This window comes from Kribbella sp. VKM Ac-2568 (assembly GCF_004345365.1).
In the GTDB taxonomy this organism is placed as follows: Bacteria; Actinomycetota; Actinomycetes; order Propionibacteriales; family Kribbellaceae; genus Kribbella; species Kribbella orskensis.
Window position 1 is genome coordinate 738,996 of sequence record NZ_SLVF01000001.1, and the last position, 18,486, is coordinate 757,481.

At 67.8% G+C, this 18,486-nt stretch carries 11 protein-coding genes; 9 read left to right on the plus strand and 2 right to left on the minus strand.

Annotated elements, in window-relative coordinates:
- Positions 1–246 precede the first annotated feature (246 nt).
- The 5 genes from rpoB (at position 247) to EV648_RS03555 (ending at position 10,480) form a co-directional block, all read left to right on the plus strand.
- Complete coding sequence (gene rpoB, locus EV648_RS03535; protein ID WP_132284883.1) at positions 247–3,729, plus strand: DNA-directed RNA polymerase subunit beta; 3,483 nt, start codon at positions 247–249, stop codon at positions 3,727–3,729.
- 68 nt (positions 3,730–3,797) lie between these two features.
- Positions 3,798–7,658, plus strand: coding sequence for a DNA-directed RNA polymerase subunit beta' (locus EV648_RS03540; protein WP_132284885.1), 3,861 nt, complete (start codon positions 3,798–3,800; stop codon positions 7,656–7,658).
- A gap of 81 nt (positions 7,659–7,739) precedes the next feature.
- Positions 7,740–8,147, plus strand: a complete 408-nt coding sequence (locus tag EV648_RS03545) for a DUF1801 domain-containing protein (protein WP_132284887.1) — start codon at positions 7,740–7,742, stop codon at positions 8,145–8,147.
- Between the two features lie 205 nt (positions 8,148–8,352).
- Positions 8,353–9,705 (plus strand): nuclear transport factor 2 family protein, encoded by a 1,353-nt coding sequence (locus EV648_RS03550; RefSeq protein WP_132284889.1) that lies wholly within the window; start codon positions 8,353–8,355, stop codon positions 9,703–9,705.
- Positions 9,698–10,480 carry a maleylpyruvate isomerase family mycothiol-dependent enzyme gene (locus tag EV648_RS03555; protein WP_132284891.1) on the plus strand — a complete coding sequence of 261 codons (783 nt, stop codon included), beginning with the start codon at positions 9,698–9,700 and terminating at the stop codon, positions 10,478–10,480. The genes EV648_RS03550 and EV648_RS03555 overlap by 8 nt, the downstream gene beginning before the upstream one ends.
- Here EV648_RS03555 and EV648_RS03560 read toward each other — a convergent pair.
- Positions 10,477–11,844, minus strand: coding sequence for a DUF1501 domain-containing protein (locus EV648_RS03560; RefSeq protein WP_132284893.1), 1,368 nt, complete (start codon positions 11,842–11,844; stop codon positions 10,477–10,479). The genes EV648_RS03555 and EV648_RS03560 overlap by 4 nt on opposite strands.
- Positions 11,845–11,889: 45 nt before the next feature.
- Positions 11,890–13,617, minus strand: coding sequence for a DUF1800 domain-containing protein (locus EV648_RS03565; protein WP_132284895.1), 1,728 nt, complete (start codon positions 13,615–13,617; stop codon positions 11,890–11,892).
- Between the two features lie 569 nt (positions 13,618–14,186).
- Here EV648_RS03565 and rpsL point away from each other — a divergent pair.
- The 4 genes from rpsL (at position 14,187) to tuf (ending at position 18,480) form a co-directional block, all read left to right on the plus strand.
- A complete protein-coding gene (gene rpsL / locus EV648_RS03570; protein ID WP_012923692.1) occupies positions 14,187–14,561 on the plus strand; it encodes a 30S ribosomal protein S12 in 375 nt (124 codons plus the stop codon).
- A complete protein-coding gene (gene rpsG, locus EV648_RS03575; RefSeq protein WP_112243231.1) occupies positions 14,561–15,031 on the plus strand; it encodes a 30S ribosomal protein S7 in 471 nt (156 codons plus the stop codon). The genes rpsL and rpsG overlap by 1 nt, the downstream gene beginning before the upstream one ends.
- A 71-nt stretch (positions 15,032–15,102) precedes the next feature.
- Complete coding sequence (gene fusA / locus EV648_RS03580) at positions 15,103–17,214, plus strand: elongation factor G (RefSeq protein ID WP_132284897.1); 2,112 nt, start codon at positions 15,103–15,105, stop codon at positions 17,212–17,214.
- Between the two features lie 72 nt (positions 17,215–17,286).
- A complete protein-coding gene (gene tuf / locus EV648_RS03585) occupies positions 17,287–18,480 on the plus strand; it encodes an elongation factor Tu (RefSeq protein WP_132190614.1) in 1,194 nt (397 codons plus the stop codon).
- The last annotated feature ends 6 nt before the right edge of the window (positions 18,481–18,486 follow it).

Sequence of the window (18,486 nt, forward strand, 5' to 3'; positions counted from 1 at the left end):
GGACAGGACGGACCGGGCGGCTCGCGGGTGCTCTACCCGTTGGAGAACCCGGGTCGATCCTTGACGGAGTGGGTGGTCCGACGGCATAGTGTCGGACCCCATTGGACAGGCTTGCCCTGATCGGGTAGCCTATTGCTTTGCGCTGCCTTTAACCCCACCCTGGTTCGGCTCAAAACTTGACTAGGGCGGTTCGGCGTGCGCTCCCAGCACCGAAGTGATTTCTGCGAGCCCGTGGAAGGACGCCCCTTGGTCGCCTCGCGCAACCCCCAGTCCGACAGCATTACCGACGTTTCCGGCTCCCGCCGCATCTCCTTCGCAAAGATTTCCGAGCCTCTCGAGGTTCCGGATCTGCTTGCGCTGCAGGTGGACAGTTTCGACTGGCTGGTCGGAAACGAAACCTGGCAGGCTCGAGTGGCCGCCGCCGAGGCGGAGGGACGGACCGATCTGTCCTCCCCGTCCGGCCTGGAGGAGATCTTCGAAGAGATCTCCCCGATCGAGGACTTCAGCGGCACCATGTCGCTGTCGTTCCGCGACCACCGGTTCGAGCCCCCGAAGAACACGGTCGACGAGTGCAAGGAGCGTGACGTCACCTACTCGGCGCCGCTGTTCGTCACCGCCGAGTTCATGAACAACGAGACCGGCGAGATCAAGAGCCAGACCGTCTTCATGGGTGACTTCCCGTTGATGACGCGCAAGGGCACGTTCGTGATCAACGGCACCGAGCGTGTCGTCGTGTCCCAGCTGGTTCGCTCGCCCGGTGTGTACTTCGAGCGCACGCCGGACAAGACGTCGGACAAGGACATCTTCACCGCCAAGATCATCCCGTCGCGCGGTGCGTGGCTGGAGTTCGAGGTCGACAAGCGCGACATGGTGGGCGTGCGGCTGGACCGCAAGCGCAAGCAGAACGTCACCGTGCTGCTCAAGGCGCTCGGCTGGACCGACGCGCAGATCCTCGAGGAGTTCGGCGAGTACGAGTCGATCCGCCTCACCCTGGAGAAGGACCACACTTCCGGGCAGGACGACGCGCTGCTCGACATCTACCGCAAGCTCCGTCCGGGCGAACCGCCGACGCGCGAGGCTGCCCAGGCACTGCTGGACAACTACTACTTCAACGGCAAGCGCTACGACCTGGCCAAGGTCGGCCGCTACAAGATCAACAAGAAGCTCGGCCGTGACGAGACTCACGACACCGCGGTTCTGACGATCAACGACATCGTCGCGACGATCAAGTACCTGGTCGCGCTGCACGAGGGCAAGACCGAGCTGGACGCGCCGCAGGGCGAGATCGTCGTCGAAGAGGACGACATCGACCACTTCGGCAACCGCCGTCTGCGCACGGTCGGCGAGCTGATCCAGAACCAGCTCCGTACCGGCCTGGCCCGGATGGAGCGGGTGGTCCGCGAGCGGATGACGACCCAGGACGTCGAGGCGATCACGCCGCAGACCCTGATCAACATCCGTCCCGTGGTGGCGGCGCTGAAGGAGTTCTTCGGCACCTCCCAGCTGTCCCAGTTCATGGACCAGACCAACCCGATCGCGGGTCTGACCCACAAGCGCCGCCTGTCGGCACTTGGCCCGGGTGGTCTGTCGCGTGAGCGGGCCGGCTTCGAGGTTCGTGACGTGCACCCGTCCCACTACGGCCGGATGTGCCCGATCGAGACCCCGGAAGGCCCGAACATCGGCCTGATCGGATCGCTGGCCACCTACGGCCGGGTGAACCCCTTCGGGTTCGTCGAGACGCCGTACCGCAAGGTCGTCGACGGCCGGGTCACCGACCAGGTCGACTACCTGACCGCGGACGAGGAGGACCGGTTCGTCATCGCCCAGGCCAACGCGGCGCTGAACGACGACGACTCGTTCGCCGAGGACCGGGTGCTGGTTCGCCGGCGCCACGGTGAGGTCGAGCTCGTGCTGGTCGACGACGTGGACTACATGGACGTCTCGCCGCGCCAGATGGTGTCGGTCGCGACGGCGATGATCCCGTTCCTCGAGCACGACGACGCCAACCGCGCCCTGATGGGCTCCAACATGCAGCGCCAGGCCGTTCCGCTGATCACCGCGGACGCCCCCCTGGTCGGTACCGGCATGGAGTTCCGCGGTGCGGTCGACGCCGGTGATGTGCTGGTGTCGGAGAAGGCTGGTGTGATCAAGGAGGTCTCGGCCGACCTGATCGAGGTCGCCGCCGACGACGGCACGTACCAGACCTACCGGCTGGCGAAGTTCCGCCGCTCGAACCAGGGCACCTGCATCAACCAGCGTCCGCTGGTCGACGCGGGGCAGCGGGTCGAGATCGGCTCGCCGCTGGCCGACGGTCCGTGCACCGACGAGGGCGAGATGGCCCTCGGCCGGAACCTGCTCGTGGCGTTCATGCCGTGGGAGGGTCACAACTACGAGGACGCGATCATCCTCAGCCAGCGCGTCGTGCAGCAGGACCTGCTGACCTCGATCCACATCGAGGAGCACGAGGTCGACGCCCGCGACACCAAGCTGGGCCCGGAGGAGATCACCCGCGACATCCCCAACGTCTCCGACGAGATGCTGGCGGACCTGGACGAGCGGGGCATCATCCGGATCGGCGCCGAGGTCACCACCGGTGACATCCTGGTCGGCAAGGTCACGCCCAAGGGTGAGACCGAGCTGACCCCGGAGGAGCGGCTGCTGCGCGCGATCTTCGGTGAGAAGGCCCGTGAGGTGCGCGACACCTCGCTGAAGGTGCCGCACGGTGAGAACGGAACCGTCATCGGGGTCCGCGTCTTCGACCGCGACAACGGCGACGAGCTGCCGCCGGGCGTGAACCAGCTGGTCCGCGTGTACGTCGCGCAGAAGCGCAAGATCTCCGTCGGTGACAAGCTCGCCGGACGCCACGGCAACAAGGGCGTCATCTCGAAGATCCTGCCGGTCGAGGACATGCCGTTCATGGAGGACGGCACCCAGGTCGACATCATCCTGAACCCGCTGGGCGTGCCCGGCCGGATGAACGTCGGTCAGGTGCTCGAGACCCACCTCGGCTGGGTTGCCAGCCGCGGCTGGAAGGTCGACCCGGACAGCAAGGAGGAGTGGGCCCAGCGGCTGATCAAGATCGGTGCCGGCGAAGCCGCTCCGTTCACGAACGTCGCCACCCCGGTCTTCGACGGCGCCAAGGAGGAGGAGGTCACCGGCCTGCTCGGCTCCACGCTGCCGAACCGCGACGGCGACCGGATGGTCGACAGCACCGGCAAGGCCCGGCTGTTCGACGGCCGCTCGGGTGAGCCTTTCCCGCAGCCGGTCGGCGTCGGCTACATGTACATGCTGAAGCTGCACCACCTGGTGGACGACAAGATCCACGCCCGCTCGACCGGTCCGTACTCGATGATCACGCAGCAGCCGCTGGGTGGTAAGGCGCAGTTCGGTGGTCAGCGGTTCGGCGAGATGGAGGTGTGGGCCCTGGAGGCCTACGGTGCCGCCTTCGCGCTGCAGGAGTTGCTCACCATCAAGTCCGACGACGTCGTCGGTCGCGTCAAGGTGTACGAAGCGATCGTCAAGGGCGAGAACATCCCGGAGCCGGGTATCCCGGAGTCCTTCAAGGTTCTGGTCAAGGAAATGCAGTCCCTGTGTCTCAATGTCGAGGTGCTCTCGTCCGACGGAAGCCGGGTCGAGATGCGCGACAGCGAAGAGGACGTCTTCCGCGCTGCGGAGGAACTGGGCATCGACCTGTCCCGGCGTGAGCCGAACAGCGTCGAGGAGGTCTGAGCGGGTTGCCGCTTGAGATCAACAACCAACTCACTCAGACCATCTTTACAATCGGGAGATAACACATCGTGCTCGACGTGAACTTCTTCGACGAGCTTCGGATCGGCCTGGCGACCGCGGATGAGATCCGCCAGTGGTCGCACGGCGAGGTCAAGAAGCCCGAGACGATCAACTACCGGACGCTCAAGCCCGAGCGTGACGGACTGTTCTGCGAGAAGATCTTCGGTCCCACCCGGGACTGGGAGTGCTACTGCGGTAAGTACAAGCGCGTTCGCTTCAAGGGCATCATCTGCGAGCGGTGTGGCGTCGAGGTCACCCGCTCCAAGGTGCGCCGTGAGCGGATGGGCCACATCGAGCTGGCCGCGCCGGTCACCCACATCTGGTACTTCAAGGGTGTCCCGTCGCGACTCGGCTACCTGCTCGACCTCGCCCCGAAGGACCTCGAGAAGGTCATCTACTTCGCGGCGTACATGATCACCGACGTCGACGACGAGGCGCGGCACCGCGACCTCTCGTCGCTGGAGGGCCGGACCGACGTCGAGCGCAAGCAGCTCGAGGGCCGGCGCGACAACGACATCGAGACGCGGATGAAGAAGCTCGAGGAGGACCTCGCCCAGCTCGAGGCCGAGGGCGCCAAGGCCGACGTCCGCCGCAAGGTGAAGGAAGGCGCCGAGCGTGAGGTCAAGCAGCTGCGCGATCGTGCGCAGCGCGAGATCGACCGCCTCGACGAGGTCTGGAGCCGGTTCAAGAACCTCAAGGTCCAGGACCTGGAGGGCGACGAGATCCTGTACCGCGCCATGAAGGAGCGGTTCGGCAAGTACTTCGAGGGCGCGATGGGTGCCGCCGCGATCCAGCGGCGCCTGGAGACCTTCGACCTCAAGGCCGAGGCGGACAGCCTGCGGGAGACCATCAAGACCGGTAAGGGCCAGCGCAAGACCCGTGCCCTGAAGCGGCTCAAGGTCGTCACCGCGTTCCTGGCCACCAACAACAGCCCGATGGGCATGGTGCTCGACTGCGTCCCGGTGATCCCGCCGGACCTGCGGCCGATGGTCCAGCTCGACGGTGGCCGGTTCGCCACCTCCGACCTGAACGACCTGTACCGCCGGGTGATCAACCGGAACAACCGGCTCAAGCGCCTGCTCGACCTGGGTGCGCCGGAGATCATCGTCAACAACGAGAAGCGGATGCTGCAGGAGGCTGTCGACGCGCTGTTCGACAACGGCCGTCGTGGCCGTCCGGTCACCGGCCCGGGCAACCGGCCGCTGAAGTCGCTGTCCGACATGCTCAAGGGCAAGCAGGGCCGGTTCCGTCAGAACCTGCTCGGCAAGCGCGTCGACTACTCCGGCCGTTCGGTCATCGTGGTCGGCCCGCAGCTGAAGCTGCACCAGTGCGGTCTGCCGAAGGCGATGGCGCTGGAGCTGTTCAAGCCGTTCGTGATGAAGCGGCTGGTCGACCTCAACCACGCGCAGAACATCAAGTCCGCCAAGCGGATGGTCGAGCGTCAGCGCGCCCAGGTCTGGGACGTGCTGGAAGAGGTCATCACCGAGCACCCCGTGCTGCTGAACCGCGCGCCTACCCTGCACCGGCTGGGTATCCAGGCGTTCGAGCCGCAGCTGATCGAGGGCAAGGCGATCCAGATCCACCCGCTCGTCTGCTCCGCGTTCAACGCGGACTTCGACGGTGACCAGATGGCGGTGCACCTGCCGCTGTCGGCCGAGGCCCAGGCCGAGGCGCGGATCCTGATGCTGTCGACGAACAACATCCTGAAGCCTGCTGACGGCCGTCCGGTCACGATGCCGACCCAGGACATGATCATCGGCATCTACTTCCTGACCATGCTGAAGGAAGGCGCCCTCGGTGAGGGTCGCGCGTTCAGCTCGGTGGCCGAGGCGCTGATGGCCTTCGACCGTGGCGAGCTCTCGCTGCAGGCGAAGATCACGCTGCGCCTGAACGAGGCCGGTACGCCGAAGGGCGCGCTGGAGCTGGCCGAGGGCGAGTTCTCGCTGGAGACGACGCTGGGTCGCGCCCTGTTCAACGAGGCGCTGCCGGCGGACTACACCTTCGTGGACACCGAGGTCGGCAAGAAGCAGCTGGGCTCGATCGTCAACGACCTGGCCGAGCGCTACTCCAAGGTCCAGGTGGCGAACTGCCTGGACGCGCTGAAGGACCTCGGTTTCCGCTGGGCCACCCGCTCGGGTGTCACGGTGTCGATCGACGACTTCAGCACGCCGCCGAGCAAGCCGGAGATCATGGCTCGCTACGAGTCGCAGGCCGAGAAGGTCCAGAAGCAGTTCGAGCGGGGTCTGATCACCTCGTCCGAGCGGCGCCAGGAGCTGATCGAGATCTGGACCGGCGCGAACGCCGAGGTCGGCAAGGCCATGGAGGAGAACTTCGCCAAGGCCAACCCGATCTGGATGATGGTCCACTCGGGTGCGCGAGGCAACATGATGCAGATCCGGCAGATCGCCGGTATGCGTGGTCTGGTGGCCAACCCGAAGGGCGAGATCATCGCCCGGCCGATCAAGTCCAACTTCCGCGAGGGCCTGTCGGTGGTCGAGTACTTCATCGCCACCCACGGTGCTCGTAAGGGTCTTGCCGACACCGCGCTGCGGACCGCCGACTCGGGGTACCTGACCCGTCGTCTGGTGGACGTCTCGCAGGACGTCATCATCCGCGAGGAGGACTGCGGCACCGAGCGCGGCCTGCCGAAGAAGATCGGCGAGCCGGGTCCGGACGGCAAGGTCGTGCACGCGGAGAACGTGGAGACCAGCGCCTACGCGCGCACCCTGGCGACCGACGTGTCGGACGCCAAGGGCAACGTGGTGCTGACCGCGGGCAGCGACCTGGGCGACGTGTCCATCGCCGCCCTGGTGGCCGCCGGGATCGAGGAGGTCAAGGTCCGCTCCGTGCTGACCTGTGACGCCAAGACCGGTACGTGTGCGAAGTGCTACGGCCGTTCGCTGGCGACCGGCAAGCCGGTCGACATCGGCGAGGCCGTCGGCATCATCGCGGCGCAGTCCATCGGTGAGCCGGGTACGCAGCTGACGATGCGGACCTTCCACACCGGTGGTGTCGCGGGTGATGACATCACCCACGGTCTGCCGCGTGTGGTCGAGCTCTTCGAGGCCCGCCAGCCCAAGGGCAAGGCGCCGATCTCGGAGGCGGCCGGCCGGATCTCGATCGAGGACACCGACAAGACCCGGAAGCTGGTGCTCACCCCGGACGACGGTTCCGAGGAGGTCGCCTACCCGGTGTCGAAGCGGACCCGTCTGCTTGTCGAGGAAGGTCAGCAGGTCGAGGTCGGTCAGCAGCTGACGCAGGGTACGCCGGACCCGCAGGAGGTTCTGCGGATCCTGGGTGTCCGCAAGGCGCAGGAGCACCTGGTGGACGAGGTCCAGGAGGTGTACCGGTCGCAGGGTGTGGCCATCCACGACAAGCACATCGAGATCATCGTCCGGCAGATGCTGCGCCGGGTCACGGTGATCGAGTCCGGCGAGGCGAACCTGCTGCCGGGCGAGCTGGCGGACCGCCTGATGTTCGAGGCGGAGAACCGTCGGGTGGTTGCCGAGGGCGGTACGCCGGCGTCCGGACGTCCGGTGCTGATGGGTATCACCAAGGCGTCGCTGGCGACCGAGTCGTGGCTGTCGGCCGCCTCCTTCCAGGAGACGACCCGCGTCCTCACCGAGGCCGCGATCCACGGCAAGTCCGACTCGCTGGTCGGTCTGAAGGAGAACGTCATCATCGGAAAGCTGATCCCGGCGGGTACCGGCATGGACCGTTACCGCAACATCCGGGTGGAGCCCACCGAGGAGGCGAAGGCCGCGATGTACTCGATGGTCGGCTACGAGTCGTACGACTACGACTTCGGCCCGTCCGCGGGTCAGTCGGTCCCGCTCGACGACTTCGACCTCGGTTCCTACCAGAACTGATTCGCAGTACGAGCAAACCGCCGAGGGCGGCACTCCCACCAGGGGGTGCCGCCCTCGCGGCGTTCTGGGGCACGATGAGTCATGGCCGAGAACAAGACCACCCGGACCGGCAACAGCGTCGAGGACTTCCTGGCGAGCGTGCCGGAGCCACGGCAGTCCGATGCCCGGGAGGTGGACGCGCTGCTGACCGAGGTGACCGGCCTGCCGGCGGCGCTGTGGGGGCCGTCGATCGTCGGCTACGGCCAGCGGCACCTGGTCTACGAGAGCGGCCGCGAGCTCGACTGGTTCGAGATCGGCTTCGCGCCGCGCAAGGCGTCGACCACCCTCTACCTCACCGAGGGCTTCGACGGGTACGACGAACTGCTGGGCCGGCTCGGCAAGCACACCACCGGCAAGTCCTGCCTCTACCTCAAACGCCTGGATGACATCGATCGCGACGTCCTGAAGGAACTCGTCACTCGCTCCGTCAGCCACCTCCGCGGGTCCTGACCCGGAGCTCGAGCCAGGCCTGCAGACGGGTACGGCGCGAGGCGCGGTTGCCGAGGGCAACTGGTCCCCGGAGCGGCGATCGGACGGTCTGGCTGGGAGTTCGGGATCGCGGCGGCGGGCGACACGCCGGGGGTGCGCGGACGGTTCCCGGGCGACGCGCGGGGCGGGCGTGGAAGTGTCGGCCGGATGCGCGAAGATGGCGCTCATGAAGGATCTCCCGGGGTATCTGCAGCCTTTCGTCCTGACGGTCGAAGGAGCCGCGGACCTGCGGATCGAGCGAGTCGGCGACCTCGACTTCTACCGGCCCGCGAGCACTGCCCGGACGGGAGCGATCCTGCTCGTCCACGGAGGTCCCGGGCCTGCCGATCTCGAGGTGCAGCCTCGCGACTGGCCGGTCTACCAGGGCTACGCCAAAGCCATCGCTCAGCGCGGCCTGGTGGCCGTCACGGTCGACCACAGCCTGATCCGTGGGTATGACCAGCTGACCGCCGCAGCGGACGACGTGGAGGCTGCCGTCGGCATCCTGCGGGCCGACCCGCAGGTAGACCAGGGCAAGGTCGGGCTGTGGTTCTTCTCCGGCTCCGGGCTGCTGGCCGGGGAGTGGCTGGACAGCCGGCCCGACTGGCTGCGCTGGATCGCCCTGACCTATCCCTGCGTCGCCACCCCGCCCGGTGTCGACGAACTGGTTTCCGCCGCCGAAGTGATCGGCAAACACAAGGACCTGCCGGTGCTGCTGACGAGGGTCGGCCGCGAGCGAGAAGCACTCGCCGGGCCGGTGGCGGAGTTCGTCTCCGCCGGTGGCGCCGCGCTGGACATCATCGACGTACCGAAAGGGCAACACGGCTTCGACATGCTCGACCACACCGAAGAGTCCCGCGCCGCGGTGACCAAGGCACTGGACTGGGCGATCGCGCACCTCGGCGAAGAACCCGCCGGCCAACTGCCGATCCCCGCAGTCACGACCACCTCCGACCCCATTCCCGCCACCACAATCCCGGCCCCGCCCCGTCAGCCGGCCACCAAGGTGGCAGCCACCCCGACCCCAGCCGCCAAGACCACCAAGCCCCGCACCCCGGCAGCACCCGCGACCCCGGCAACGCCCGCTGAGCCCGCCAGCCAGCCGGCCACCGCCGAAGCCGCAGCTGCCCAGGCCGCCCCGACCGAGGCCACCGCGACGACCAGCGCGCCTGCGCAAGCCGCTCCCGCGGCGGCTCCCGTGCCGCAGCAGGCGGATTCGCCGGCGGCTCGGGTGGTGGGGCGCGAGCACGCCGCCTACGAGGCGCACGATCTCGAGGCGTTCCTGGCGATGTACTCGCCGACGGCCCAGCTCCAGCTGGAGGACGGCACCGTGATGCGCGGCCGCCGGTCTCTCCGGGAGTACTACCAGCCTCGGTTCGACGCAGGCCAGTGCAAGACCGAGCTGGTGCAGCGGATGCTGGTCGGCGAGTGGGTGGTCGAGCGGTCGATCGTCCACGACTCCGACCGGGGCCCGACCCCGACCATCGGCCTGTACCGCGCACAGGACGGCCTGATCGTCGAAGTCAGGTTCCTTGCCTGACCCGACCTCATCCCCGGCCCCAGGCCGACCCGATCCGTCGGGCCGGCCCGGGGTCGCGGACTTCCTGGCGGAGTTCGAGCGGACCGCCGCCGAGCTGGCGGCCGCCTTCGCGGACCTCGACCCGGCCGCGACCGTGCCCTCCTGTCCCGGGTGGACCGTCGCCGACCTCGCCGCGCACATGGTCAGCGGCGAGCGCTGGGCAGCCTCGATCCTGCTGAGCGGCAAACGCCAGTCCGTTCCGGCCGTACTGCGAACCACCTCGTGGTCCGACCAGTACGCCGGGACCTCGGCCGCCCTGGCTGCTGCGATCCGCGCGGTGGACCCGGACGAGCCCTGCTGGAACTTCGCCCCGGTGGACCAGCGGGCGGGATTCTGGAGCCGCCGGCGGCTGCATGAGACCACGGTTCACCTGGCCGACGCGATCCAGGCCGGCGGGGGAGTAGCGGTAATACCTCCGGCCGTGGCGGCGGATGGCGTCGACGAGGTGTTCGGGGTGTTCCTGCCACGGATGCTGGCCAGGGGAGCCGCTCCAGCCGCGGAGACGCAACTCGGCGTACGGGCTGTCGACACCGGCCACGAGTGGACGCTCACCCCGTCAGAGCCCGGCGAGCCGCCTGCGATCGACCGGACCAAGGCAACCGGAGTCGCCGTCATCTCCGGCACGGCATCCGACCTGGATCTCTGCCTCTGGAAACGCCTCCCGGCGAGCACCCTCACCATCGAGGGCGACGCCACAGCAGCCCTCGCGTTCCTGGCCGGCCGAGCGACTCCCTAACTCATGACCCCGAGTGGGGTGGCCTTCCAGTCGGGGAAGACCTTCGTGGCCTGCGCGGCGGAGAGACCGAGGCGGCCCATCACCACTTCGGAGAGGACGTCGCGGTAGTCGTTGGTACCGGGGACGTCGCCCTGGTCGAGAACGGACGGGGCGAGACCTTCCCAGCGGCCGTGCACGCCGCCCTTGACGCCACCACCGAGGATCATCGTCACGCCGCCGTGGCCATGGTCCGCGCCGCTGTTGGCGTTCTGCTCGACCCGCCGGCCGAACTCGCTCATCGTGACCACGGTGGTCTTGTCGAGGTCCGGCCCGAGCTCCGCGGCGAAGGCGGCCAGCGCCGCGCCGACGGACTTCAGCGAGTTCGTCATGTCGCCGCCCTCGACCGTGCCGATGTCCGTGTGCATGTCCCAGCCACCGACGTCGATCGTCGCCACCCGCACGCCCGCCTTGGCCTTGATCAGCTGGGCCAGCGTCGCCAGGGAGTTGCCGAAGTCGCCGTCCGGGTAGCCACGCTCCTTGGCCGGCTTCTGCTCCTGCTTGCCATAGGCCTGGGCCTTCGCCGAGGCCCGGAGCGCGTCGAGACCCTGCACGCCCAGCGGGTGGTCGATCCCGGTGTAGAGGGTGGTCAACGCCGCCAGCGTCTGCGGTGCTACCCCGTCGATGCCCTTGACGCCGAAGTCCTTCAGCGAGGTGAGCACGATGGGGTTCGACGAGCCCAGCAGCGAACGGCTCATTCGGGCGCCGATGCCCAGCGCGCGGAACGTAGTACCGGGTCCTAGTTGCTGGAGGACGCGGTCGAGCCAGCCGGACTGCACCGTCGAGCCGGCCGCACCGCCGCGCTCCAGGCAGTCCTGGGCCTGGAAGTGGCTGCGGGTCAGGTCCGGGGTGGAGACCGCGGGAACGGCCGCGAACCGGCCCGCGCTGATGAGCGGCTGCAACGCCGCCAGCGAAGGGTGCAGTCCGAATCCGCGCTGCAGGTTGATCAGCGACCCGGCCCGTACTGCGATGCCTGGCCGCGCCTTCAGCAGGTTCGGGTCGTCGGCGGGCACCAGCACCGACAGACCATCCATGCCGCCCCGGAGGAACACCACGATCAAGGTGCCGGTGGGGCTCGCATTCGGGGCGGCCCAGGAGATCCGGGTGGTCACGAGCTGGCTGGCCATCGCGGCGACGCCCACCCCGAGACCGCCGGCCAGCAGGCGGCGCCGGGTGAAGCCGTGGCTCCACTGGTCTTCGCGGTCATCGGCGTCGGCGGTCACCGCGGCGGCCTGGGCTCGGAGCGCGGCGTCCTCCGCGGTCGGGCCGAGCTTCTGCCAGTCGGGGCAGTCCGGGTGCAGTGAGGCGAACTGGTCGGGGCGGCTCATGATCGCGGGGAACTCCTGCCGTAGTACAGAACGAGGTGAGCGAGGTCAGCGGGCCAGGAACTGCGGCGAGTCCAGCACCAGGGCGACGACGTGGCCGGCCTGCCACTCCATCCGGCCCTGGTCGACCCGGGCGGTGGACTTGGCGCCGACGAAGGTGGACAAGGCGGCGCGCTGCCGGGCGTTCGGGCGTTGCCCGATCAGACGCACGCCGAGCCGGTCGAACCAGGCGCGGTAGGTGTCGCCCTTCCGCGGCCGGAGGTCGGCGGGGAGCTTCTCCCGCTTCATGCCCTCCCACCAGCCGTGGGCGAGGGCGCGGTGCATCGACCAGCGGTCCAGCATCTGCCCGGCGGACGACCAGGCCGGAGCGACGTCCGGGTAGCCGTTGGGCGACGGCCAAGCCAGTGGTGCATGACCGAGGTTGTTCAGCTGCCAGTAGACGGCTTCCAGTCCCTTGCCCGTTGTCGGGCCGATCGGCAGATCCAACGCCCGGGCACTGCTGACCACGTCCTCGAGCGGACGCTTGGTCTTGCTGCCGAAGGAGTTCCAGAACTCGCTGCTACGGAAGAGCGTGATGAGCATCGGCAGGATGGCGGTGTTGTTGCGCAGGTACACCTGGGCGAGGCGGTTGACCAGGTCGGCCGGGGGAGAGTCGTCGACGAAGCGAACCACGAGCTTGCGGGCGATCGTCCGGGCGGTCGCGGGGTGGATGGCGAGGTAGTCGAGGTACCGGTCGCCGGTCGCGAGGCCGCCCTTGCCGGAGGCGTTCGAGGCGCTCCACCCGAGCACCTTGACCCGGCCGGTCCTGTGCCGGTCCGCCAGATACTCGAACTTGCCCTCATCCGTCGCGCCGCGCCCACTCAGTACATAGGCACTGTTGCGGACGTCCTTCTCCGTATAGCCCGACGAGACCCCGACCGTGTGCAACTCGAGCAGTTCGCGGCCGAGGTTCTCGTTGACGCTCTCGCGGTTCGACTGGTCGTTGTCGAGGTACCGCAGCATCGCCGGGTGCCGCATCGCCGCCTTCAGCATGGCGTTGTACCGCCCGAAGGCGTGCTTGCGGATCACCGAGACGGCGTACTGCGGGGCGACGTCCCAGCCGCGGTCGGACGGCGTCGAGACCATCAGGTGGTTGGCGAACACGTCCACCACCACCTCGAACAACTGGCGGCTGCCGAAGACCTGCCGGCCGAGCGTGGCCATCCCGGTGTCGAACATGGCCTCCCACGAGTAGTTCTCGATCGAGCGGCGGATCGTCGCGGGATCCGCGCCGGCCAGCGGGCGCGACCGCCAGGCCTGGTCACCCGCCGGGTCCTTGGCGGTCGGGGAGAGCTGGGCGGCGAGCCAGCGGTCGATGCCGAGCTTCTCGAGGTTCTTCACGTCCGACGGCCGGGGACCGAAGGTGACGCGGTTCAAGAGGTGCTGACGAGCCTGGGCGTCGGTCAGCGGGCCGCCCTTGGCGACCAGCAGGCTCGGCTCGGTCACGCCCGCCTTGGCCGCCGCGGCGAAGCCGGAGAACTGCTGGGGCTTGGCGGCATTCTTGGCGGGTGGTTTGGCCTGTCCGGCGACGAAGCTGGAGTCCCGGTCCTCCCCGTCGGCGGCGAGGCTCGGCTGCTGAGCAACCTTGGCCCGGGAGGACGGGGCCCCGGAGGGTGAAGGAGCGCCTGCGGCGAGAACGCGGTTGCGGAGGGTGTCGGGCCGGCTGATCACCTCGAGTGCCAGCCCGCCGGCGGCCAGCGTGCCGGCGACGGCACCGATGGCCGCCCGGCGGACCACCGGCGACGTGGTCCCTGGGGCGGCAGGACCCGGCGGCGGCGCTTGCGAGGGACGCGGTGGAGGAGGGACAGGGCGGTGATCCACGAAGTGCTCCCGGGCGCAGGGCGGTTCGGAACGATCCCCGTTACCAGGTCGTTACACCTGATTGGCGTGACTATGCCGCAGGACTCCAGGCGCGAACACAGACCGTCGCCGACATTTACCTGGATCAGACATTCGGTTTCCCGATCGCCGCGGACCGGCGGCGAGGATCGGCCTCCACAGGCGGTCGGGGCCTGGCTGGAACCACGTGGCGCGTCCGGTAGACTGACAATGCGGCTGCGTCCCATCTGCGCGCTCGGTCAGCTGTTTTGACCGTGCTTGAGGCAGCCGCTAGTCTTAACGATCGTGCCCGGGTCATCCTGGGCCGTCATGCGTGCCCCTCGTAGTTTCGGGACAGCGCGTGGAACGGGACTTCTGCCGACAGTCAGAAAGTTTATGACTCAGGCGCGCCCGTACCCATGCGACACACCCGACCGCGGGGGTCAGGCGCGCAGCAACCGACCGGACGACAGAAAGAGACCTACGCGGTGCCCACCATCCAGCAGTTGGTCCGCAAGGGCCGCCAGGACAAGGTGTCCAAGAACAAGACGCCGGCCCTGAAGGGTTCCCCTCAGCGTCGTGGTGTGTGCACGCGCGTCTACACGACCACTCCGAAGAAGCCGAACTCGGCGCTTCGCAAGGTCGCACGCGTCCGCCTCACCAGCGGCATCGAGGTCACCGCCTACATCCCGGGTGTCGGCCACAACCTGCAGGAGCACTCCATCGTGCTCGTGCGTGGCGGCCGTGTGAAGGACCTCCCCGGTGTCCGGTACAAGATCATCCGCGGTTCGCTCGACACCCAGGGTGTGAAGAACCGGAAGCAGGCTCGCAGCCGGTACGGCGCGAAGAAGGAGAAGAGCTAATGCCGCGCAAGGGTCCCGCCCCGAAGCGGCCGGTCATCATCGACCCGGTCTACAGTTCGCCGCTGGTCACCCAGTTGATCTCCAAGATCCTGGTGGACGGCAAGAAGCAGATCGCGCAGAGCATCGTCTACACGGCGCTCGAGGGCACCCGGACGAAGACCGGCACCGACCCGGTCATCACGCTCAAGCGCGCTCTGGACAACGTGAAGCCCAGCATCGAGGTGAAGAGCCGCCGCGTCGGTGGCGCCACCTACCAGGTGCCGATCGAGGTCAAGCCCGGTCGCTCGACCACGCTCGCCCTGCGCTGGCTCACGTCGTACTCCCGGGCGCGTCGCGAGAAGACCATGTCCGAGCGCCTGATGAACGAGATCCTGGACGCGTCCAACGGTCTCGGCGCGTCGGTGAAGCGTCGCGAGGACACGCACAAGATGGCCGAAGCCAACAAGGCTTTCGCCCACTACCGCTGGTGATCCGGGGTCCGATCCGGACCCCCGAGTTCACTCTTTTGAAGCACGACAGAAGCGAGAGGTAGACCACCGAGGTGGCCGTACAAATCACCACCGACCTGAGCATGGTGCGCAACATCGGCATCATGGCCCACATCGACGCCGGCAAGACGACGACGACCGAGCGGATCCTCTTCTACACCGGTATCACCTACAAGATCGGTGAGGTCCACGACGGCGCCGCCACGATGGACTGGATGGAGCAGGAGCAGGAGCGCGGCATCACGATCACGTCCGCCGCGACGACCTGCACCTGGAAAGACCACACCATCAACATCATCGACACCCCCGGGCACGTCGACTTCACCGTCGAGGTGGAGCGCTCGCTGCGCGTCCTCGACGGCGCCGTCGCGGTGTTCGACGGTGTCGCCGGTGTCGAGCCGCAGTCCGAGACCGTGTGGCGCCAGGCGGACCGGTACGGCGTACCGCGGATCTGCTTCGTCAACAAGCTGGACCGGACCGGCGCGGAGTTCATGCGCTGCGTCGACATGATCGTCGACCGGCTGGCCGCGGTGCCGCTGGTGCTGCAGCTGCCGATCGGCGCCGAGGCCGACTTCATCGGTGTCGTCGACCTGATCGGGATGCGCGCGCTGACCTGGCGCGGCGAGACCACGATGGGTGAGGACTACACCGTCGAGGAGATCCCGGCCACCCACACCGAGATCGCCGCCGAGTGGCGCGACAAGCTGATCGAGACGCTGGCCGAGGCCGACGACGAGATCATGGAGATGTACCTGGAGGGCGAGGACCCGACCCAGGAGCAGATCGTCGCCGGCATCCGGCGGGCCACCATCGCCAGCAAGCTGACCCCGGTGCTGACCGGTACGGCCTTCAAGAACAAGGGCGTCCAGCCCCTGCTCGACGCGATCAACGCCTTCCTGCCGAGCCCGCTCGACGTGCCCGACATCGAGGGCCACGACGTCAAGGACTCCTCGGTCGTCGTCACCCGCAAGCCGGACGACTCCGAGCCCTTCTCGGCGCTGGCGTACAAGATCGCGGCCGACCCGCACCTGGGCAAGCTGACCTTCATCCGGGTCTACTCGGGCAAGCTCGAGACCGGCACGCAGGTCCTGAATCCCACCAAGGGGCGCAAGGAGCGGATCGGCAAGATCTACCGGATGCACGCGAACAAGCGTGAGGAGATCGCGTCGGTCGGCGCCGGCCACATCGTCGCCGTGATGGGTCTGAAGGACACCACCACCGGTGAGACGCTGTCCGACCCGGCCAAGCCGATCATCCTGGAGTCGATGCAGTTCCCGGCTCCGGTCATCTCGGTCGCCATCGAGCCCAAGTCGAAGGCGGACCAGGAGAAGCTCGGCGTCGCGATCCAGCGCCTGGCCGACGAGGACCCGACCTTCCAGGTCCGGACCGACGAGGACACAGGCCAGACGATCATCGCCGGTATGGGTGAGCTCCACCTGGAGATCCTGGTCGACCGGATGAAGCGCGAGTTCCGCGTCGAGGCCAACGTCGGCAAGCCCCAGGTCGCCTACCGCGAGACGATCAAGAAGAAGGTCGAGAAGGTCGACTACACGCACAAGAAGCAGACCGGTGGTTCGGGTCAGTTCGCGCGCGTGATCATCGACATCGAGCCGACCAGCGCCGAGGCCGGTGGTGAGGGCGGGTACGAGTTCGTCAACGCCGTCACCGGTGGCCGCATCCCCCGGGAGTACATCCCGTCGGTGGACGAGGGCGCCCAGGAGGCGATGGAGTTCGGCGTACTGGCCGGCTACCCGATGGTGGACGTCAAGGTGACGCTGCGCGACGGCGCCTACCACGACGTCGACTCGTCCGAGCTCGCCTTCAAGATCGCCGGTTCGATGGCCTTCAAGGACGCCGCCCGCCGGGCGACGCCCGTCATCCTCGAGCCGATGTTCTCGGTCGAGGTCACCACGCCCGAGGACTACATGGGTGAAGTGATCGGCGACCTCAACTCACGCCGCGGCCAGATCCAGTCGATGGACGAGGGCCCCGGTGGCAGCCGGGTCGTGAAGGCCCTGGTGCCGTTGTCCGAGATGTTCGGGTATGTCGGTGACCTGCGGTCCAAGACCCAGGGCCGCGCGTCGTACTCGATGCAGTTCGATTCCTACGCCGAGGTTCCGAAGAACGTGGCGGAAGAGATCATCAAGAAGGCCCGCGGCGAGTAATCTCGCCCCGGACCAACCAACCCACAGCGCGTCGGCGTACGGCGTAAGTCAACATTTTCCAGGAGGGCCCCAGTGGCTAAGGCGAAGTTCGAGCGGACTAAGCCGCACGTCAACATCGGCACCATCGGTCACATCGACCACGGTAAGACCACTCTTACCGCGGCGATCACCAAGGTGCTGCACGACAAGTACCCGGACCTCAACGAGGCGTCGGCCTTCGACCAGATCGACAAGGCGCCGGAAGAGCGTCAGCGCGGTATCACCATCTCCATCGCGCACGTCGAGTACCAGACCGAGGCCCGGCACTACGCGCACGTCGACTGCCCGGGTCACGCGGACTACATCAAGAACATGATCACCGGTGCGGCCCAGATGGACGGTGCGATCCTGGTCGTCGCCGCCACCGACGGCCCGATGCCGCAGACGCGTGAGCACGTGCTGCTCGCCCGTCAGGTCGGCGTGCCGGCGATGGTGGTCGCCCTGAACAAGTGCGACATGGTCGACGACGAGGAGATCCTGGAGCTCGTCGAGCTCGAGGTCCGCGAGCTGCTCTCCGAGCAGGAGTTCGACGGCGACAACGCGCCGGTCGTGCACGTGGCGGCCCACCCGGCTCTGCAGGGTGACGCCAAGTGGGGCGAGTCGATCATGGAGCTGATGAACGCGGTCGACTCCTACATCCCGCAGCCGGAGCGCGAGATCGACAAGCCGTTCCTGATGCCGGTGGAGGACGTCTTCACCATCACCGGTCGTGGCACGGTCATCACCGGTCGTATCGAGCGGGGCGTCGTCAAGGTCAACGAGACCGTCGACCTGATCGGCATCCGCCCGGAGAAGCAGACCACCACGGTCACCGGTATCGAGATGTTCCGCAAGCTGCTCGACGAGGGCCAGGCCGGTGAGAACGTCGGTCTGCTGCTTCGTGGCACCAAGCGCGAGGACGTCGAGCGCGGCATGGTCGTCATCAAGCCGGGCACCACGACCCCGCACACCAACTTCGACGCGTCGGTCTACATCCTGTCGAAGGAGGAGGGCGGCCGTCACACGCCGTTCTTCCAGAACTACCGCCCGCAGTTCTACTTCCGCACCACGGACGTCACCGGCGTCGTCACGCTGCCCGAGGGCACCGAGATGGTCATGCCGGGCGACAACACCGACATGTCGGTCGAGCTGATCCAGCCGATCGCCATGGAAGAGGGCCTGAAGTTCGCGATCCGTGAGGGTGGCCGCACCGTCGGCGCCGGCCGGGTCACCAAGATCCTCAAGTAGTTCCCA

Bases quoted from the DNA above. Each gene is read 5' to 3' on its own strand.
- EV648_RS03545 (WP_132284887.1), top strand. From the start codon at position 7,740: ATGGCCGAGAACAAGACCACCCGGACCGGCAACAGCGTCGAGGACTTC.
- EV648_RS03550 (WP_132284889.1), top strand. From the start codon at position 8,353: ATGAAGGATCTCCCGGGGTATCTGCAGCCTTTCGTCCTGACGGTCGAA.
- EV648_RS03560 (WP_132284893.1), bottom strand. From the start codon at position 11,844: ATGAGCCGCCCCGACCAGTTCGCCTCACTGCACCCGGACTGCCCCGAC.
- rpsG (WP_112243231.1), top strand. From the start codon at position 14,561: ATGCCGCGCAAGGGTCCCGCCCCGAAGCGGCCGGTCATCATCGACCCG.